The 2,302-nt window shown below is 75.5% G+C and carries 3 protein-coding genes; all 3 read left to right on the forward strand.

Features of this window, described 5'->3' with window-relative positions:
• A partial coding sequence (locus tag N869_RS14530; protein ID WP_035062771.1) for a siderophore-interacting protein occupies positions 1-461 on the forward strand: 461 nt, incomplete at its 5' end.
• An 83-nt stretch (positions 462-544) separates the two neighbouring features.
• Positions 545-1,591, forward strand: coding sequence for an ABC transporter substrate-binding protein (locus tag N869_RS14535; protein ID WP_052105620.1), 1,047 nt, complete (start codon positions 545-547; stop codon positions 1,589-1,591).
• On the forward strand, positions 1,588-2,302 hold a 715-nt coding region (locus N869_RS14540; RefSeq protein ID WP_035062773.1), incomplete at its 3' end, for an iron chelate uptake ABC transporter family permease subunit. The genes N869_RS14535 and N869_RS14540, both read left to right, overlap by 4 nt.

Below are 2,302 nucleotides of genomic sequence, written 5' to 3' on the forward strand. Positions count from 1 at the left end.
TGCTGGCGGGGGACGAGACCGCCGCACCCGCCATCTGCTCGATCCTCGAGCGGCTCCCCGACGGCGCCCGGGCCCACGCCTACGTCGAGGTCCCCACCGCCCACGACGTCCTGGACGTCGAGCTCCCCGACGGCGCCCAGCTCACCTGGTTGCCCCGCCACCGCCCCGGTCACCAGGACGCCCCCCACGGCGCCGTCCTGCACCAGGCCGTGGCCACCACCGCCAGGCGCCTGGCGCGGGCCACCGTCGCCGGTGTCGCCCCCCAGGACGTCGACGTCGACGACGCGGTCCTGTGGGACGTCCCCGGTGAGGCGAGCGCCCCCGACGGCCTGTACAGCTGGATCGCCGGCGAGGCCACCGTCGTCCGCGACCTGCGCCGCCACCTGGTCGGCGAGGTCGGCCTGGACCGCCGCTCCGTCGCGTTCATGGGCTACTGGCGCGCCGGCCGGGCCGAAGGCTGACCCGCCGCACCACCCCCTCACCCCGGCCCACCGGGTGCCCCCACGGACGTCGCCGTCCGCCCCCCACCGCTGAACGGAGACCCATGCACGCCCGAACCCGACCCGGGACCCGCGCACCCCACGTGCGCGTCCTGGCGCTGGCCGCCACCGCCGCCCTGGCCCTCGCCGCCTGCACCGCAGACCCGGAGGACCCCGCCACGCCCGGGCCCGACCCCACCGGCGACGCGACGTTCCCGGTGACCATCGACCACGCCCTGGGGCAGGCCGTCGTCCCCGAGCGGCCCGAGCGGGTCGTGACACTCGGGTGGGGCTCCCACGACACCGTCCTGGCACTCGGCGTCGTGCCCGTCGGCATCCCCGCCGACTCCTGGGCCGGCGACCCCGAGACCGGCCTGCTGCCCTGGACCCAGGCCGCCATAGACGAGCTGGGCGGTGAGCAGCCCACCACCTACACCGACCTGCCCGAGGTGAACGTCGAGCAGATCGCCGGCCTGGCCCCCGACCTCATCCTCGCCCCCTACTCGGGCATCAGCCAGGAGGTGTACGACCAGCTCGCCACCCTCGCGCCCACCGTCGCCTACCCCGAGCAGCCGTGGCTGCTGCCCTGGCAGGACCAGACACTCCTCAACGGGCGGGCCCTGGGCATGGAGGACCAGGCCCAGGAGCTCATCGACCAGACCACCGGCCTCATCGAGCAGGCCGCCCAGGACAACCCCGAGCTCGCCGGCACCACCTTCGCCTACGTGTACGCCACCCCCGACGGCGCGCTCGCGGCCTACGTCGAGGGTGACCCCCGCGTGGACCTCCTCACCTCCCTGGGCATGGAGCTCGCCCCCGCCATCGCCGACCTCGACACCCCCGAGGGCACCTTCTACGCCGACCTCGGCACCGAGGGGACCGACCTCCTGGAGGACGTCGACCTCCTCCTCACCTGGTACAACGACACCGAGGAGCAGGCCGCCGTCGAGGGCCTGGGCACCTTCCAGGCCATCCCCGCCGTCGAGCGCGGCACCTACCTGCCCCTGCTGGACCGCCAGCTCGGCATGGCCATGACCACCACCACCGCGCTCAGCGTCCCGTGGGGGCTGGACACGTTCGTGCCCCAGCTCCTGCAGGCCCTGGACCAGTGACCCGCAGCACCACCGCGCGCTCAGCACTCCTGCTGGGCGCGGTGGTGCTGCTGGTCGCCGCCGTCGCTCTCAGCCTCACCGTCGGGTCCCGTGACATCGCCCCCACCGACGTGTGGCGGCTGCTCCGGGCACCGGACGGCACCGGTGAGGCCGCCGTCATCCACGAGATCCGCCTCCCGCGGACCCTCCTCGGCATCGCCGCGGGCGCCGCCCTCGGGCTGGCCGGTGCCCTCATGCAGTCCCTGACCCGCAACCCCCTGGCCGAACCCGGGCTGCTGGGCGTCAACGCCGGTGCAGCGGTCGCCGTCGTCGGCGGCGTCACGCTCCTGGGGCTCACCGAGGCCCGCCAGTACGTGTGGCTGGCGTTCGGCGGCGCCGGTGCCGCCGCCGTGGTCGTGTACCTCGTGGGCGGCACCACCCGGGGGCGTGCCGGCACCTCCCCGGTCCGGCTGGCCCTCGCCGGCGCCGCGGTCACCGCAGCCCTCATGGCCCTGGTCTCGGGCCTCATCTACACCGACGCCCAGGCCCTGGACCGCTACCGGTTCTGGGCCGTGGGCAGCCTCTCCGGGCGCGACCTCACCGTCCTGTGGCAGGTCGCCCCGTTCCTCGTCGCCGGCCTGCTCCTCGGCCTGGTCCTGGCCCCCGCGCTCAACGCCATGGCCCTCGGCGACGACACCGGCCGGGCCCTGGGCGCCCGCCCCGGCCTGGTCC

Origin of the sequence: Cellulomonas bogoriensis 69B4 = DSM 16987, from assembly GCF_000767165.1 — a bacterium.
Taxonomy (GTDB): Bacteria; Actinomycetota; Actinomycetes; order Actinomycetales; family Cellulomonadaceae; genus Actinotalea; species Actinotalea bogoriensis.

Coding starts and splice junctions, on each gene's coding strand:
- N869_RS14535 (WP_052105620.1), top strand. CDS start 545: ATGCACGCCCGAACCCGACCCGGGACCCGCGCACCCCACGTGCGCGTC.